Source organism: Streptomyces sp. PT12 (assembly GCF_003311645.1).
In the GTDB taxonomy this organism is placed as follows: Bacteria; Actinomycetota; Actinomycetes; order Streptomycetales; family Streptomycetaceae; genus Streptomyces.
Genome location: NZ_QEST01000149.1, coordinates 74,228 through 89,267, shown reverse-complemented (window position 1 = coordinate 89,267; position 15,040 = coordinate 74,228). Strand labels below are relative to the sequence as shown.

The 15,040-nt window shown below is 75.1% G+C and carries 13 protein-coding genes and 3 pseudogenes; 11 read left to right on the top strand and 5 right to left on the bottom strand.

What is annotated here, in order from left to right:
• Positions 1 to 323 precede the first annotated feature (323 nt).
• The 6 genes and pseudogenes from DEH69_RS17310 to DEH69_RS17285 all read left to right on the top strand — a co-directional run bounded on the left by DEH69_RS17310 (position 324) and on the right by DEH69_RS17285 (position 6,418).
• Positions 324 to 2,612, top strand: coding sequence for an SDR family oxidoreductase (locus tag DEH69_RS17310; RefSeq protein ID WP_113687883.1), 2,289 nt, complete (start codon positions 324 to 326; stop codon positions 2,610 to 2,612).
• Positions 2,518 to 3,027: a hypothetical protein gene (locus tag DEH69_RS17305; RefSeq protein WP_181727470.1), complete on the top strand. Its 510-nt coding sequence runs from the start codon at positions 2,518 to 2,520 to the stop codon at positions 3,025 to 3,027. Before DEH69_RS17310 ends, DEH69_RS17305 begins: the two co-directional genes overlap by 95 nt.
• Before the next feature lie 7 nt (positions 3,028 to 3,034).
• On the top strand, positions 3,035 to 4,966 hold the full coding sequence (locus DEH69_RS17300; protein WP_258534735.1) for an ABC transporter ATP-binding protein: 1,932 nt from the start codon (positions 3,035 to 3,037) through the stop codon (positions 4,964 to 4,966).
• Between the two features lie 40 nt (positions 4,967 to 5,006).
• Positions 5,007 to 5,881, top strand: a pseudogene (locus DEH69_RS17295) (ABC transporter transmembrane domain-containing protein); the annotation flags it as partial.
• Between the two features lie 43 nt (positions 5,882 to 5,924).
• Positions 5,925 to 6,140, top strand: coding sequence for a hypothetical protein (locus DEH69_RS17290; protein WP_113687880.1), 216 nt, complete (start codon positions 5,925 to 5,927; stop codon positions 6,138 to 6,140).
• Positions 6,137 to 6,418, top strand: coding sequence for a hypothetical protein (locus DEH69_RS17285; protein WP_113687879.1), 282 nt, complete (start codon positions 6,137 to 6,139; stop codon positions 6,416 to 6,418). Before DEH69_RS17290 ends, DEH69_RS17285 begins: the two co-directional genes overlap by 4 nt.
• Positions 6,419 to 6,431: 13 nt before the next feature.
• On the opposite strand, the gene DEH69_RS17280 is transcribed toward DEH69_RS17285, so the two are convergent.
• Together DEH69_RS17280 and DEH69_RS32805 are read right to left on the bottom strand one after the other, a co-directional pair.
• Positions 6,432 to 7,238 carry a nucleotidyltransferase domain-containing protein gene (locus tag DEH69_RS17280; RefSeq protein WP_258534734.1) on the bottom strand — a complete coding sequence of 269 codons (807 nt, stop codon included), beginning with the start codon at positions 7,236 to 7,238 and terminating at the stop codon, positions 6,432 to 6,434.
• Complete coding sequence (locus DEH69_RS32805; RefSeq protein ID WP_113687878.1) at positions 7,235 to 7,417, bottom strand: hypothetical protein; 183 nt, start codon at positions 7,415 to 7,417, stop codon at positions 7,235 to 7,237. The genes DEH69_RS17280 and DEH69_RS32805 overlap by 4 nt, the downstream gene beginning before the upstream one ends.
• Before the next feature lie 555 nt (positions 7,418 to 7,972).
• Between DEH69_RS32805 and DEH69_RS17270 the strand changes: the two genes are divergently transcribed.
• The 3 genes from DEH69_RS17270 to DEH69_RS17260 all read left to right on the top strand — a co-directional run bounded on the left by DEH69_RS17270 (position 7,973) and on the right by DEH69_RS17260 (position 10,531).
• Positions 7,973 to 9,109, top strand: a complete 1,137-nt coding sequence (locus DEH69_RS17270; RefSeq protein WP_113687877.1) for an LLM class flavin-dependent oxidoreductase — start codon at positions 7,973 to 7,975, stop codon at positions 9,107 to 9,109.
• A gap of 55 nt (positions 9,110 to 9,164) precedes the next feature.
• On the top strand, positions 9,165 to 9,722 hold the full coding sequence (ssuE, locus tag DEH69_RS17265) for an NADPH-dependent FMN reductase (protein WP_113687876.1): 558 nt from the start codon (positions 9,165 to 9,167) through the stop codon (positions 9,720 to 9,722).
• Between the two features lie 365 nt (positions 9,723 to 10,087).
• The gene (locus tag DEH69_RS17260; RefSeq protein WP_258534733.1) at positions 10,088 to 10,531 is read left to right on the top strand and encodes a DUF433 domain-containing protein; all 444 of its coding nucleotides are present in this window, start codon (positions 10,088 to 10,090) and stop codon (positions 10,529 to 10,531) included.
• Between the two features lie 172 nt (positions 10,532 to 10,703).
• Here the strand turns inward: DEH69_RS17260 and DEH69_RS17255 are convergent.
• The 3 genes and pseudogenes from DEH69_RS17255 to DEH69_RS17245 all read right to left on the bottom strand — a co-directional run.
• A pseudogene (locus DEH69_RS17255) lies at positions 10,704 to 10,949 on the bottom strand (LLM class flavin-dependent oxidoreductase); the annotation flags it as partial.
• Between the two features lie 50 nt (positions 10,950 to 10,999).
• A pseudogene (locus DEH69_RS17250) lies at positions 11,000 to 11,566 on the bottom strand (ABC transporter ATP-binding protein); the annotation flags it as partial.
• A complete protein-coding gene (locus tag DEH69_RS17245; RefSeq protein WP_258534732.1) occupies positions 11,451 to 12,266 on the bottom strand; it encodes an ABC transporter substrate-binding protein in 816 nt (271 codons plus the stop codon). The pseudogene DEH69_RS17250 and the gene DEH69_RS17245, both read right to left, overlap by 116 nt.
• A gap of 598 nt (positions 12,267 to 12,864) precedes the next feature.
• Between DEH69_RS17245 and DEH69_RS17240 the strand changes: the two genes are divergently transcribed.
• Together DEH69_RS17240 and DEH69_RS17235 are read left to right on the top strand one after the other, a co-directional pair.
• The gene (locus DEH69_RS17240; protein WP_113687875.1) at positions 12,865 to 13,638 is read left to right on the top strand and encodes a sugar phosphate isomerase/epimerase; all 774 of its coding nucleotides are present in this window, start codon (positions 12,865 to 12,867) and stop codon (positions 13,636 to 13,638) included.
• On the top strand, positions 13,635 to 14,801 hold the full coding sequence (locus tag DEH69_RS17235) for a Gfo/Idh/MocA family protein (RefSeq protein ID WP_113687874.1): 1,167 nt from the start codon (positions 13,635 to 13,637) through the stop codon (positions 14,799 to 14,801). Before DEH69_RS17240 ends, DEH69_RS17235 begins: the two co-directional genes overlap by 4 nt.
• Positions 14,802 to 15,040 lie beyond the last annotated feature (239 nt).

The following is a 15,040-nucleotide window of genomic DNA, read 5'->3' as shown; positions in this document are numbered from 1 at the left end:
CCCATGTCAACGGCGCGGTGGCCGCGCGTGGATGCGGTGAGCGCCGGGCCATGGCCGGGTGGACACCGAGTGTCACCATGCCTGTTCGCCGTGTAAACGCCGGTGCGGAGGATTGTCCGAAAGGCTCCCGCATGAGCTGTGCGTAGCGCGACGATTGCGCTGGGATAGGGATCGGTGGCGAGGCCCGCTCGCCGCCCGCTCATTCCCCCGCGCCGCGACCCCGGGGTGTCGCGCCGTGCCGAATCCGCCGACCTACCTCGCAGTCCGCCGGGGCCGATCCGGCATCGATCGCCGCTCGTTCGACGGGGGGTTGGAGCGCTGAGATGAGTGAGAACGTGATGGCCGCCATACGCCCGGACGAGCCGTCGCCCGGCGCGGACCGGCCGGGCGGGGGCGCGCCCCCGTGGTCCGCGGCACGCCCATGGCCGCGGACCAGCCGACCGCGGCGGTGGGGCGGCGTGGTGCGCACCGCGCGGCTCTCCCTGGCCGAGCAGCCATGGCTGGCCGATCACCTGGTGCTCGGCGCGGTGCTCCTGCCGGCCACCGCGCTGCTCGACCTGGCGGCGGTCGGCGCCAGGGAGGCGGGCTGCGACCGCCTCGACGCGGTGGTGTTCGAGCGGCCGCTTCCCGTTCCCGAGTGGGGCGCGCTCCAGCTGCGGGTCGCCGTGGGCGCCGAGAACGCGGAGGGCCGTCGCGCGTTCACCGTCTCGGCCCGCGGGGAGGGCACCGGTCCCGACGCCCCGTGGACGCGGCACGTGGCGGGCCGCGCGTCGCGGGGCCGGGACGTGCGGGGCGCGGGCCTCGGCGGTGGGCCGCCGCCCGGGGCCATGCCTGTGGACCCGGGCGCGCACCGGGTCAGGCTCGCGGCGCTCGGCCTTGTGCTCGGTCCGGCGTTCCGGGGGCTGCGCGCGGTGTGGGCCGCGGAGGGTGAGGTGTGGGCCGAGGTGTCGCTCCCCGACGGCATCGAGGCCCAAGGGTTCGGCGTGCACCCGGCGTTGCTCGACGCCGCTCTGCACGCGGTCGGCGCGGGCGGCCTGCTGGCGGACGAGGGTCGGGCGCGCGTGCCGTGCGCGGCCTCGGGCGTGCGGGTGTGGCGGCCCGGGGCGCGGGCGCTGCGGGTGCGGCTGGCGCGGGTGGGGGCGGACGCGGTGTCGCTCGTGGCGGTGGACGGCGCGGACCGGACGGTGGTGGAGGTCGGGGCGCTGGTGCTGCGCCCGCTGCCCGCGGCGGCCCTGGCCGCGGACCGCGCCGCCTCGGGCCCGGCGCCGCACCGGGTGGACTGGCAGGCCCTGCCGCCCCCCGGGCCCGGGACCTGTGGCCGCGACGCCGTGGCGCGCTGGGACGCCAGGCGGCGCGAAGGCGATGCCCTCGCGGGCGCGCTGTGGGCGCTCGGCCTGGTGCGGGCGTGGCTGGCCGACGGCGAGAGGGGCGGGAGGGGTGAGGGCGGGAGGGCCGAGGGCGGGAGGGCCGAGGGCCGCCTGGCCGTGGTGACCCACGGCGGGGTGGCGCTGCCTGGCGAGTCGCCGGATCCCGCGCAGGCGGCGGTGTGGGGTCTGGTGCGGGCGGCGCAGTCCGAGCATCCGGGCCGCCTGGTGCTCGTGGACGCCGACCCCGACGAGGACCTGGGCGCGGCGCTGGCCAGTGGCGAGCCCCAGCTGGCCGTGCGCGGCGGCCGGTTGCTCGTTCCCCGCCTGGTGCGGGCCGAGCGGGTCGTCGAAGTCCCGCGCGCGGGCCCGGTGTTCGGGCGCGGCACGGTGCTGGTGACCGGCGCCGGGGGCGCGTTGGGCCGCCTGGTGGCCCGCCACCTGGTCGCCGCGCACGGCGTGACCGATCTGCTGCTGGCTGGCCGCAGGGGCGTGCCGCGCGATGTGGTCGCCGCGCTGGCCGCGCGGGGCGCCACCGTTCGCGCCGCCACGTGCGACGTGGGCGAACGGGCCGCGCTGCGGGCGCTGCTCGCCGATCGCCCCCTGACCGGGGTGGTGCACTGCGCCGGGGCGCCCGAGGGCGGGGGAGCGGTCGCCTCGCTCGCGCCCGAGCGGCTGGCGCGGGCGCTGCGGCCCACGGCCCTGGCCGCCGCCCGGCTGCACGAGCTGACGCGCGGCATGGACCTGTCGGCGTTCGTGCTGTTCTCGTCGCCCGCCGGGATCCTCGGCGGCCCTGGGGCGGGCCCCCACGCCGCCGCTGGCGCCGCGATCGACGCGCTGGCCGAGCGCCGCAGGGCCCTCGGCCTGCCCGCCGTGTCGATCGCCTGGTGGCCCCCGGGCGCGGGGGAGGGTTCGCTGCCGCTCGCGGGCCACGAGGGGCTCGCGCTGCTTGACGCCGCGCTCACCGCGCCCGACGCGGTGACCGTTCCGCTGCGGCTCGACCCCGGCGCGCTGCGGTCGCGGGCGGTCGAGGGGGCGCTGCCCGCGCTGTTCCACGGCCTGGTGCGGGTGCCGACGGCCGTTTCACCACGTCCAGTTCAGGGGGTGCCCACCGATGGACCACGAGCACAGGATCCGCTGCCTTCTGCGGCGTGTGACGGCGGAGCTGGCCGAGACCAGGCGGCGGCTCCACCACCTCGACGCGACGGCGCGCGAGCCGAGCGCCTTCGCCGGTGGCCCCTTCGCTGAGGCGCCCGCCGACGCCGAGGCGCCCGCCGAGTGGGCCGACGGGTGGCCCACTGCGGGGCCCACCGAGGGCGCGGCCGAGGGGGCGGCCGCCTCGCCCGACGACCTGTGGAACCTCCTGGGGACCGAGGACGACGGCAGGGCCGCGTTCCCCGGGGACCGGGGCTGGGACCCCGCGTCGCTCTTCGCCCCCGAGCCGCGGCCCGACGCCCCGCCCGACCCGTTCGCCGATGCCCATGCCCGACCCGCCATCGGCGCCGACCCGTTCGGTGCCGACTCGTTCGGTGCCGACTCGTTCAGTGCCGACCCGTTCGGTGCCGACCTCTTCGACATCTCCCCGCGCGATCCCTCGGCGCGCGGCCCGGTGGTCGACCAGGGCGGCGCGTCCCATGTCCCCCACCCCGCGCGATCCCCGTGAGGTCCCCGTGAAGCCCCCTTCATCGCCCGGCACGTCCCCGTCGGAGCACCTCCTCTTCGGCGGCCCCCTCCTCTACGACACCGGCTGGAGCAGCCACGACGGCGCCTTCACCCGGCTCAGCCTGTGGTCGATGGTCCGCACGCTGCCCCCGCTCGTCCGCACCACCGTCCGCCTCGCGCGCGACGCCGACCGGGCCGCGCTGCGCCTGGTCGCCGCGGCCGAGATCGGCCGCGGCGTCGTCCAGGCCGTCGGCCTGGTCGCGGTCAACGCCGTGCTCGCCGCCGTCCTCGCCGACGGCGGCGCGGCCGACCGGCTGCGCGAGGCGATGCCGTCGCTCGCGCTCGTCGCGGTCGCCGCGGTGCTCGGCGCGCTGCTCGCCGCCGCCTCCACCTATGGCTCGGGCCGCCTGGAGCCCAAGGTCGAACGGGTCGCCACCGAGCGGTACTTGGCGCGCGCCTCGCGCGTGGAGCTGGCGGCGATCGAGGACGACCAGTTCCACCGCCTGCTCGACACCGCCCAGTACGGCGCGACCGCCGCGCGCCGCATGATCGACTACTGCACGCGCGTCATCAACGCCCTGCTCTCCCTGGCCGCCGCCGCGAGCGTCCTGACCGTGCTGCACCCCGTGCTGCTGCCGCTGCTCGCCCTGATGACCGTCCCGCGCATGTGGGGAACGCTGGTCACCACCCGCCGCCGCTACCAGAGCTTCCGCACCTGGGTGCAGCACTCGCGCGCCGGGCGGGTCCTCAGCTCCGAGCTGACCGCGACCGAGACGGCGTCCGAGATCCGCGTCCACCAGGTGGGCCCGTTCCTGCTCAAGCACTTCCGCAACATGTCCGCCAGCTCCGAGGCCGAGCAGACCCGCCTGGCCCGCCTGGACGCCCGCACCGGCCTGTGGGCCGCCGCGTGGACGGGGCTCGCGGGCGCGGCCACCTATCTCACCCTGGGCGCGCTCGCCTGGAGCGGCACGATGGCGATGTCGGTCGCGGGCACCGCCGTGCTCGCCATCCGCACCGGGTCGTCCAGCCTCACCGGCATGGTGCAGGCCATCAACAACCTGTACGACGAGAGCCTGTTCGTCGGCGACCTCGACCGGCTGTGCGTCCAGGCCGCCGACTGGGCCATCCCGACCGGTGGGCGGCCCGTTCCGCCGCGCCCGCGCCGCATCACGTTCGAGCGCGTCACGTTCCGCTACCCCGGCACCGACCAAGACGCGCCCCCCGCGCTCGCCGATGTCTCGCTCACCATCCCGACCGGGCGGATCACCGCGCTGGTCGGCGAGAACGGCTCGGGCAAGTCCACCCTGGTCAAGCTGCTCGCCGGGCTCTACCTCCCGGACGGCGGGCGCGTCAGCTGGGACGGCGTTCCCACGTGCCAGGCCGATCGGCACCAGGTGTTCGCCCGCATCGCCATGGTCGCCCAGGACTTCAACCGCTGGCGGTTCACCGCCCGCGTCAACGTCGCCATCGGCGACCCCAACGCCCCCATCGACGACGACCGTTTGCACGCAGCGGCCCACCAGGCGGGCGCCGACGCGGTGATCAAGGACCTTCCGCGCGGCTGGGACACCCTCCTGGCCCGCGGCTACCAGGGCGGCCACCAGCTCAGCGGCGGCCAGTGGCAGCGCCTGGGCATCGCTCGCGCCCACTACCGCGGCGCCCCCGTCCTCATCGTCGACGAGCCCACCGCGGCCCTCGACGCCCGCGAGGAGCAGCGGGTGTTCGACCAGATCCGCGAGCTGGCCGAGGGCGGCCAGACCGTCATCCTCATCACCCACCGCATGGCGTCCGTGCGCCACGCCGATCTCGTCCACGTCCTCCACCGGGGCCGCCTCGTCGAATCCGGCTCGCCACGCGAGCTGTTGGAGCTGCCCGAGGGCCACTTCCGCGAGCTGTACGAGATCCAGGCCGCCCAGTTCGACCGCATGGCGGGCCGTTAGGCTTCCCCTCCGAGGTGAAGCGGATGGGGACCGGGTCCTGATGACGGCGGAGGAGACCCCCGACCGCCGCGGCCCCGGCCGCTATCTGTGGTGGCTGGTGGCCAGCCAGCCGCTCCGCGTCGCCGCGGGGGCCACGCTCGGCACCGTCTGGATGCTGTGCCTGGCCCTGCCGCCCTGGCCGCTCTCCCGCGCCATCGACGACGGCCTCGAACGCGGCGACGGAACGGCCCCGGCCTGGTGGGCCGCCGCCCTGTTCGCCACCGGGGCGCTCAACGCCTGGCTGGCCATCGCCCGCCACCGCACGATGACCCGGGTGCGGATGCACGCGGCGTTCCGCACCGCGCGCGCCGTCGTCGAGCACGCCATGCGGCTCGGCGCGGCGCTGCCATGGCGGGTCACCGCGGGCGAGGTCGTCACGATCGGGAGGGGTGATGTGTCCACGCTGGCCCACGCGTTGACGGTCACCGGCCCTGGCGTGGGCTCCGTGCTGGCGTATCTCGCCGTCGCCGTCCTGCTGTTGTCGATCTCCCGGCGATCGCGGCCGTCGTGCTGCTCGGCGTTCCACTGCTCGTGGTGCTCGTCGGGCCGCTGCTCGGGCGCCTCCAGGGCGCGGAGACCGACTATCGCGAGCGGCAGAGCGGGCTCGCCGCGCGCGTCGTGGACATCGTCGGCGGGCTGCGCGTGCTGAGCGGGCTCGGCGGCGAGGACGCCTGGGCCGAACGCTATCGGCGCGAGTCGGACGCGCTGCGCGACGAGGGGTACCGGGTCGGCGCGGTCACCAGCTGGATCCAGGCGCTGGCCACCGGGCTGCCCACCCTGTTCCTCGCGGTGGTCACCTGGCTGGCCGCCCGCATGGCCGCCGAGGGGACACTGAGCGTCGGCGAACTCGTCGCGGTCAACGGCTATGTGGCGATGCGCCGCCCGGCTGTGCGAGGCCCGCGGCGGCCGGGTCACCGTCGTGGCCACCACGTCGCCGCTGCTCCTTGACCGCGCCGACACCGTGCACCACCTGAGGGCGGGCCGGGTCGTCGCGTCGGGCCGCCATGGCGACCTGCTCGCCCACCAGCCGGGCTACCGGCGCCTGATCTCCCGCGACATCTCCCGCGACATCTCCCGCGGCGAGACCGCAGGCGACGAGGCCACAGGCGGCGAGGGGAACGGGGCGGCGTCGTGACCGAACGCCCGCTGCCCGTCGCCGAACGCCCCGCAGTCCGCCGCGCCGCCGCCCGGCTGATCCGCGTTGACCGGGGCTCGTTCACCGCGATGCTGCTGCTCAACGCGCTGGCCGCCGCCGCTGGCCTCGTCGGCCCCTGGCTCCTCGGCCGCGACGCGGACCGGGTGGCGCTGATGGCCGAGGGGCGCCTCACGGAGATCGGCACCCATGACGAGCTGGTGTCCCTCGGCGGCGCCTACGCGGCGCTGTGGCGCTCGTGGCACGGCGACCGCCCCTGAGCGGCGCCCCCGCCTACCACCCGAGGCGAACGGCCACGACCACCTCGTCGAGCGCGTGCGCGCCCCGGGGCTTGGCGGGCAGCGCGGTGGCCCCCTCGGCCTCGTCGAGCGCCGCGTGCAGCCGCGCCACGTCCGCCGCGATCCGCTCCCGCGTCGGTGCCCCCGCGACCTCGTCCAACAGCCCGTGCTCGGCAGCCGACTTGGCGCGCACCAGGTCGCGCAGATAGGCCGGGGCCTCGCCTCGGCGCCCCGGCTCGTCGATGAGCGTCGGCAGATGCGCCACCACGTCGCGCTCCCGCAACAGCCGCAGCCCGGTCAGCAGCACCCTGAAGACATTGAGGAGCGGCTTGAGTTCGCCCGTCTTGTCGAACATCCGCTGCTGGGTGCGGGAGAAGCCGCGGTAGTGGCGGGCGTGGTGCCGGGTGAGCAGCCCGGGCGCCAGCCCGACCAGCGCGGCGTGCTCGGGCGTCGTGTGCGCCACGAGCGGGGAGAGCAGCTGCTCAAGCACATAGCCGTTGGGCCGCAGCAGCATCCTGGCGAACTTGGTCAGGTCGTGCGTGACCAGGTCGAGCTCCACGCCGTCGCGGTCCCAGGTCCTGGTCACCGTCTCGGGCCCGGGGGCGAGGCCGATCACGTCGCGCAGCGGCAGCACATGGACCCCGCGCACGTCCACGTCCGAGTCGCGCGAGGGGAACCCGTAGAGGTGGGCGCCCGATACGGTCGCGAACAGCAGCGGATGGCGCTGCTCCGCGACGACCGGCGCGAGGTCGGGCAGGCCGGGGAGGTCGTTGAGGCCGGGCAGCTCGTTCGGGTCGTTCACATCGGTGCCTCCGCGTCGAGGGAGCGGCGGCGGACCGAGGCGAGCCAGTCCTCCACGCGCGCCCGATCGGGCTCGTCGGGCAGCGGGCTGTCCGCGAGGGCCGCGTCGAGCCTGACGGCCAGCGCGTTCCGCCACGCGGTCACCTCGTCCCACGACAGCGCGCCCTCGCGCACGGCCATCAGCCGCTCGCCGAGAGGATCGTGTGCCGCGCGACCAGCTCAGGGGGCCCGGCGGGGTGCCGCGAGTGCGCCATGCCGCCATCCTCGCCGACCGCAGCCGCGCGCCGCCAGCGCTTTCGGCGCCCGCGGCCCCGGCCGCCCTCTCACGGGCCGCCCCACCCGCGGGCCCGCCCGCCGTCTCGCCTGCCGGGTGGGCGTTGACGCCCCTGCGGCGCCGTGCTTGCATCGAAGCATGCCTGGCGCACGGAATCTGACCCGCCGCCGCTGCGTGGACCTCCTCCGCGTCGCCGCCGCGATCTGTTGCGCCTGACCCCACCCCCGCCGCCCGTCCCCTGACGGGCCCCGCGCCGCGCGCCGTCCCCCGCGCGCACCGTGACCGCGCACCGTGTCAGCGCGCCGTCTCCCCCGGTTGTCCCGCGGCGCCGCCCCCGCGGTGCCGCCCCCGCGGTGCCGCCCTCTCCCTGTTCCCGCTGTTCGAGCGCGTCCCGCCCCCGGTCCTCCCCGGGCACGACGCCCGACTCGCCGCGCCCCGGTGGCGTTCACGAACGGAGAACCATGTCCCTCACCTTCCACTGGTTCCTGCCCACCAACGGAGACAGCCGCCACGTCGTCGGCGGCGGCCACGGGGCCGCGGTCACGGCGGCCGGTGCCCACCATCGGCCGCCCACCGTCGCCTACCTCGGCCAGATCGCCCGCGCCGCCGAGCAGGTGGGCTTCTCCGGCGTGCTCACCCCGACCGGGGCCTGGTGCGAGGACGCCTGGCTGACCACCGCGATGATCAGCCAGCACACCGAACGCCTCAAGTTCCTCGTGGCGTTCCGCCCTGGGCTGCTCTCGCCGACCTTTGCCGCGCAGATGGCGTCCACCTACCAGCGGCAGACCGGCGGGCGGCTGCTGCTCAACGTCGTGACCGGCGGCGAGAGCCGCGAGCAGCGCGCCTATGGCGACTTCCTCGACAAGGACACCCGCTACGCCCGCACCGGCGAGTTCCTGCACATCGTCCGCGACCTGTGGCGCGGCGAGACCGTCGACCTGGCGGGCGAGCACCTGCGGGTCGAGGGCGCGGCGCTGGCCCGGCTGCCCGACCCCGCGCCCGCCGTCTACTTCGGCGGCTCGTCGCCCGCCGCGCTCCGCGTGGCGGCCCGCTACGCCGACATCTACCTGACGTGGGGTGAGCCGCCCGCGCAGGTCGCCGAGAAGATCGGCGCGGTGCGGCGCCTCGCCGAAGAGGCGGGCCGCGCGCTGCGCTTCGGCGTCCGGCTGCACGTCATCAACCGCGACACGTCCCAGGAGGCGTGGGCCGAGGCGGCGCGCCTGCTCAACGGGCTCGACCCCGAGACGATCCGGGCCGCGCAGGAGCATCTCGGCGCGAGCGAGTCCGAGGGGCAACGCCGCATGCTGGCCCTGCACGGCGGCAGCAGGGACGCCTTGGAGATCCACCCCGGCCTGTGGGCGGGCATCGGCCTGGTCCGCGGCGGCGCGGGCACCGCCCTGGTCGGCAGCCACGAGGAGGTGGCCGACCTCATCGCCGAGTACCAGGCCCTGGGCATCGAGGAGTTCGTCCTCTCCGGCTATCCGCACCTGGAGGCGGCGTACTGGTTCGGGGAGGGCGTCCTGCCGCGCCTCGCCGAACGCGGCCAGTGGGTCCCCCCGGCCGACATCGCCACCCGCCCCCAGCTGGTCCCGGCCTGATCCGCAGCCCCCGCCCCCACGCCGCCCCGTTCCACCGAACACTCCGAGGTGTCCCATGGCCCTTGTCCTGTCCATCTCCGGCAGCCCGTCCCCGACCTCCCGCACCGCCCGCCTGCTGCGCCACCTCGACGCGAAGCTCGCCGCGCGCGGGCACGACGTCAGGCCGCTGGATGTGCGGAGCCTGCCATCGGGCGCCCTGACCGGCGCCGATGTCTCCCACCCCGCCATCGTCGACGTGGCCCGGCTGATAGAGAGCGCCGACGGCGTGGTCATCGGCACACCCGTGTACAAGGCGGCCTACTCGGGGCTGCTGAAGTCGCTCCTCGACCTGCTGCCGCAGTTCGCGCTGGCCGACAAGACGGTGCTGCCGCTGGCCACGGGCGGCACCAACGCCCATGTGCTGGCGATCGACTACGCGCTGCGGCCCGTGCTCTCCTCCATGGGCGCCTCCCACATCACCCAGGGGTGGTTCGTGCTCGACCGCCACATCACGGTGGAGCAGGACGGCGCGGTGACCCTGGACCCGGCCGCGGCGGGGCCGCTCGACCAGGTGCTCGAGCAGTTCTCGGCCGCCCTTGACCGCGCGGCGCTGCTCGCCACACCGGCCGCGTAACCCTCGTCGGACGGGCTGTTCGGCGGGGGCCCCGAGGGCCCCCGCCGTGCGTCGCCTCGAACGGCGCTCACCTTTTTCCGATCTCGGCGGAAGACAGGAGAATGGCGTACGGCCACCGGGGATTCGGTGGCGGTGGAGAGGAGGAACACAGTGTCGTACGAGCCCAAGCTCGCCGCGGCCCTTTCCGGTGCCACGCTCCGACAGCTCTCCCACTGGCGCCGTTCCTCCGGCAGGCAGGGCACGCTCCTTGTGCCCGAGATCTCCGGCTCGCGACCCATCCTGTACTCCTTTCAGGGACGTGGTGGCCCTGCGCGCCTGTGTGAAGCTCCGCAAGGAGACGTCGTTGCAGAAAGATCCGAAGGGCCGTGGACGCGCTCCGGGAGGAGCCGGGGGAGCGGGAGCACCTGTCCGCGTACGCTCTCGTCGCGGGGCCCGACACGATCTATCTGGCCACGATCTATCTGGCGGAGCCCGAGCGGGCAGTCGATCTGATCAGGGGCGGGAACGTGGCCATCCACCAGCTGGTGGACGTCCTCGCGCCCTTCTCCCAGGACGGCCGTCACATTCCCGACCTGCTGAAGCGGCGCGACCACCTCGCCGTCGACTCCGCCGTGCGCGGCGGTGAGCCGGTCATCGAAGGGACTCGGATCCCCGCCGCCGAGGTGGCCGCACTGGTCAGGGACGGCGTTCCGCCGGATCGGGTCAGCGACTTCTACCCCGGCGTCAGCGCCGCGGCGGCACGTGACGCGGCCGACGTCAGCGACTACGTGGATAGCTACGTCGACAGCTCTCGGCAGGTCGCGGCTTGAGGTCGCATGACGTGGTGCGTGTACATGAACTGACGGGCTGGGCAGGCACGCAGCAGGTCGCAGGTCACGGACCCTGCCGTGGCTCCTCCGAAGCACTGGCCGGGGCGCTGAGTTCGCCGGGCGCCCGGCCGCGGGCCCCCGCGCGGCTGCGAGGCCGGTCCAGCCCTCCGCCTCAGCCGTCGTGCTGGCCCCCCGCAGGGGAGAACGCGCTGCGTGGCCGCGCCAGGCCATAGTGCTCGCGCAGCGTCGTTCCCGTGTACGCGGTGCGGAACAGGCCGCGTTGGCGCAGGAGCGGGACGACGTGGTCGGCGAACGCGTCGAAGCCGCCGGTCAGCCACGGCGGCATCACGTTGAAGCCGTCCGCCGCGCCGTTCTCGAACCACTCCTGGATCCGGTCGGCGACCTGCTCGGGTGTGCCGGTGTGGCCGCCCGGATAGATGAAGAGGTTCAGCCGGAGCTGCCGACGGCTCATCGTTCCTCCCTCTCGTCGAGGCGCCGCTCGGTGGCGCGTTCGGTGGCGCGCTCGGTGGCGCGCCCGTCGGTGGCGAGCGTCAACTCGCCGGTGTCCACGCCGAGCAGCGTCAGCAGCCGGTCGCGCAGCCCGGCGTTGGCGGGGCTGCCGGGGGCGCGGGGCTCCGGCGGGTCCACGGTGAGGTCGGCGGCGATCCTGCCGTCCTCGAGCACCGCGACGCGGTCGGCGAGCGCGATGGCCTCGTCCACGTCGTGGGTGACCAGCAGCACCGCGGGCTTGTGCCGCTGGCACAGCCGCCGCAGCAGCGCGTGCATCCGCAGCCGGGTCAGCGCGTCGAGGGCGCCGAACGGCTCGTCGGCCAGCAGGAGTTCGGGGTCGCGCACCAACGAGCGGGCCAGTGCGACGCGTTGTTGCTCGCCGCCCGAGAGCTCGACGGGCCAGGCGCGCTCACGGGCCGCGAGGCCCACCTCGTCGAGCGCGGTCCTGCCGCGCTCCTGCGCGTCGGGGCCCGTGAGCCCCAGGGTCACATTGTCGAGAACGCGCTTCCAGGGCAGCAGCCTCGCGCAGCCCATGGTCGATGGTGAGGACGCCTTCGGAGCCGTAACGGTCCAGGTAGCGACGGATGTTGACCCCCGCGATGGGTGCGGCGTCCACCTGTCCACTGCCAAGCGCCGTGGGGTAGACATCGCCGGTGCTCGGCATTTCCACCAGCTCGACATCCTCGCGGGTGAGCCCGAGCTCCTGGAGGATGCGCAGCACCAGGGTGCCCTGAGCCTGGCCCGGGCTGAACGCGATGCGCTTGCCGCGCAGATCCTCCAGGGTCTCGATGTCGGCGCCTGGGGCGATACCCAGCTCGTAGAGCGGGTTGGCGATCGGGTCCTCGCGGAAGACCGAGGCGACAAGGCGGGTGTCGAGGCCCGTCCAGCGGGCGTGGATCGCGGGGATCTCGGCGGCGGAGCACACGTCGAGCGACCCGGCGCGGAACGCCTCCGAGCACTGGGGGCCGCCGCTGAGGTTGGCCCACTCGACCCGGAAGGGCAGCTCGTCGATGAGCCGGAGAGCTTGAGCGCCACCTCGGTCTCGGGGGAGCCGATGGTCAGGGGCGTGTCGGGATCCACGTCCTCGGGGATCGGCACATCGGCCAACTCGGCGGCGCTCGCGGACGTGTGGTCGTCTTCGGCGCAGCTGGCCAGGGCGGGGAGGAGCGCGAGGGCGAGAAGCGCGGCGCCGAGGCGGCTGCGGATATTTCTGGGCATGCTTCATCCCTGGAGGGAAATGGGGCGGGAGAACGAAAGAAAACGAGGGAAAGCGCTGGGGGAAAGGGGGAGCGTGGGGCAGCGGAAAGGAGGAAAGGCGCACGGGAAAGCGCCCGGTGCTGGGCGGGGGATGTGGGGGCGGCGAAAGGGGGATCAGCGACAGATCGCGGTGGCGACGCGCATGTGGTCCACGGCGCGGCGCCGGGTGAATCGCAGCAGTCTCCGCATGGGGGGAACGTAGCGACGGCCCGGATGCGGGGTCAAGAATCGCGGCGCGTGGTGTGCGGCGCCGGGCCATATCCCCGCAATGTCGCGTCATGCTCCGACGGCTTACCTGCCAGGTCACCCCGGGAATGCGATGACATGCGAACACCGTGTGAATTCGCGTGCCATTCCAGCATGCGAAACGGCGCGTGCGCCCGCGGCCCCCAGGCGCGGAGGGCGCCGCGCTGCGCCGCGGTTCCGGGACGCGGGGTGGGCGTGGGGGTGTGGGCGGCGGGGAAGACGATGGCCGTGGGTGCCGCAGAGGCGTTGCCATGGTGAATAACGCGGCTTATCTTCCTGTATGGCCCGAATGACAGGATCTCAGGGAAGGCAGCTCAACCATGGCCCCCGCATTGGGCGTTCAGCTCTACACGGTCCGTGAGGCGCTTGCCGCCGACCGGGACGCGACCCTCCGCCGCATCGCCGACATCGGCTTCAGCTATGTCGAGCCCTTCGACCCCACCGACGATCCCGAGGGCTTCCGCCGCGTCGCCGACGACCTGGGGCTGCGCGTCATCTCCCCGCACGCCCGGGTCCTGCTCGACGCGGATGACCCCGCCCCGATCCTGGAGGCGGTCGCGGCGCTTGGCGCCGACCGCGTCATCATCCCCGCGGGCATCCCCGCCGATGACTTCACCACCGATGAGGGCATCGAACGCGCCGCCGACCGGCTCAACCTCGTCAACGAGGACGTGCGGCGGCACGGCCTCAGCCTCGGATACCACAACCACTGGTGGGAGTTCGAGCCCGTCTTCGAGGGGCGGCACGCCATCGAGCTGCTCGCCGACCGGCTCGCCTCCGATGTCTTTCTCGAGGTCGACACCTACTGGGCCGCGCTCGGCGGCGCCGATGTCCCCGCGCTGCTCGGCCGGTTGGGAGAGCGCACCGAGCTCCTGCACGTCAAGGACGGGCCGTTGACCGGTAGCGACGCGCCCCATGTGGCCGTGGGCGAGGGCGCGATGCCGACCCGCGAGATCCTGGCCGCGGCCGTCGCCGCGACGCCGCCGCACGCCCCTCCGGTGATCCCGGTCATCGAGCTTGACTCGTGCGCGACCGACCTGTTCGACGCGCTCGCGGCCAGCCACGCGCACGTCTCAGGGCTGGGGGTCGCGTGAGCACCGCCCCCACGACGCCCCCCGCCCCGGCCACCGGCACCGGCTCGGGCCCGGTCGGCGTCGCCGTCGTCGGCGCGGGCGTGATCAGCGGCGAATACCTGCGCACGCTCGGCGCGTTCCCCGATGTCAGGGTCATCGGCGTCGCCGACCTCGACACCGCGCGCGCCACCGCCGCGGCGGCCGAGCACGGCGTTCCCGTCGCGGGCGACCTGGACACCGTGCTCGCCGTCCCCGAGGTGGAGATCGTCGTCAACCTCACCGTGCCCGCCGCCCACGCCGACGTGGCCCTCGCCGCGCTGCGCGCGGGCAAGCACGTCTACGGCGAGAAGCCGCTGGCCACCACCCCCGACGACGGCGTGCGGATCCTCGCCGAGGCGGCCGAACGCGGCCTGCTGGTGGGCAACGCCCCCGACACGTTCCTGGGCGCCGGGCTCCAGTCCGCGCTGCGGGCGATACGCGCCGGGCACATCGGCACCCCGATAGCCGCGGCCACGGCGGTGCAGAGCCTGGGCCCCGAGGGCTGGCACCCCGACCCCGCGTTCTTCTACCAGCCGGGCGCGGGCCCGCTGTTCGACATCGGCCCCTACTATGTGACGTCCCTGGTCGCCCTGTTGGGGCCCATCGCGCGCGTCGCGGCCACGGCGGCCAGGGCGCGCGCCACCCGGACCACGGGCTCGGGCCCCAGGGCGGGCCAGACGTTCCCCGTCGACGTGCCGACGCATGTGAGCGCGCTCGTCGAGTTCGCCTCGGGGCCGCGCGCCACGTCCGTCTTCAGCTTCGACTCCGCGGTGCGGCGCATCCAGTTCGAGGTGATCGGCAGCGAGGGAACGCTCGGCGTCCCCGACCCCAACACCTTCATCGGCCCGCTGCTGCTGCGCGGCAACGCCGACGACGACTGGCGCGAACTCCCCGTCTCCGGGCCGACGGCGGGCCGTGGCCTCGGCGTGCTCGAGATGGCCCGCGCGCTGCGCACGGGTCAACCCCACCGCGCCTCGGGGGCGTTGGGCCTCCATGTGCTGGGGGCGATGGCGGCGATCGACGCCTCGGGCGAGCGCGGCGCGTTTGTGGAGGTCGCCACCCCGGCCCCCGGCGGCGCGGCGTTCACGGCCCCCGAGCCCCTCCCCGACGACTGGGACCCCCACGCGGCGGAACTCGCGCGCTGACCGCGCCCTCAGCCGCGAGGAACCAGGGTCCGAGGGAGGCCCGGCGTCGGGGTGTCGTAGGGTCCGGGCCTCACGGTGAACGCCGGGCTTCCGGCTGCCGCGCGGCGTCCGCCCGGCCGCCGTCGTTTCCGCCGGAGGCGCCTGCGCGCGAACTGCCCGTGCCCCGCCCCTGGCTGGGGTGAGCACGGGCAGGAGCGCGGTCAAGGCCGGAAGGGGGCCCGGTCCCTGCGGGTGGGGAC

What these genes read in the sequence shown, in the direction of transcription:
- DEH69_RS17310 (WP_113687883.1), top strand. Translation starts at nt 324, where the DNA reads ATGAGTGAGAACGTGATGGCCGCCATACGCCCGGACGAGCCGTCGCCC.
- DEH69_RS32805 (WP_113687878.1), bottom strand. Translation starts at nt 7,417, where the DNA reads ATGGCCGTGCGCGAGGGCGCGCTGTCGTGGGACGAGGTGACCGCGTGG.
- DEH69_RS17270 (WP_113687877.1), top strand. Translation starts at nt 7,973, where the DNA reads ATGTCCCTCACCTTCCACTGGTTCCTGCCCACCAACGGAGACAGCCGC.
- ssuE (WP_113687876.1), top strand. Translation starts at nt 9,165, where the DNA reads ATGGCCCTTGTCCTGTCCATCTCCGGCAGCCCGTCCCCGACCTCCCGC.
- DEH69_RS17245 (WP_258534732.1), bottom strand. Translation starts at nt 12,266, where the DNA reads ATGAAGCATGCCCAGAAATATCCGCAGCCGCCTCGGCGCCGCGCTTCT.
- DEH69_RS17240 (WP_113687875.1), top strand. Translation starts at nt 12,865, where the DNA reads ATGGCCCCCGCATTGGGCGTTCAGCTCTACACGGTCCGTGAGGCGCTT.